Annotated in this window: 1 protein-coding gene; it reads right to left on the bottom strand. The window is 37.5% G+C overall.

Annotation, left to right across the window (positions count from 1 at the left end; all coding sequences use genetic code 11):
• The coding region (locus tag ACWA1B_RS23155; RefSeq protein WP_456911017.1) for a sodium:solute symporter family transporter at positions 1-253 on the bottom strand (253 nt) is incomplete at both ends.

Below are 253 nucleotides of genomic sequence, written 5' to 3'. Positions count from 1 at the left end.
AAAAAGTGCAACCCGATTTGAATACCTAAAATATACTTCGCACTCATAATAATCACTGCAATAAATAATCCCGACATTAAACCGCTGAAAGCTCCGATGGCATTAGAACGTTTCCAGAATAATCCGAGGAAAAATGTTCCTACAACCGGCGGTGCCAAATAAGATAATATCTCTTGATAATAAGCAATCAACGAATCAAATTTACCAATATACGGCGCCCATAAAATGGCAATTATCAAAGTGACAACCGCAG

The organism is Flavobacterium xizangense (assembly GCF_054075145.1).
The sequence above is the reverse complement of the archived record's forward strand: the minus strand, read 5'-3'. Positions and strand labels throughout refer to the sequence as shown.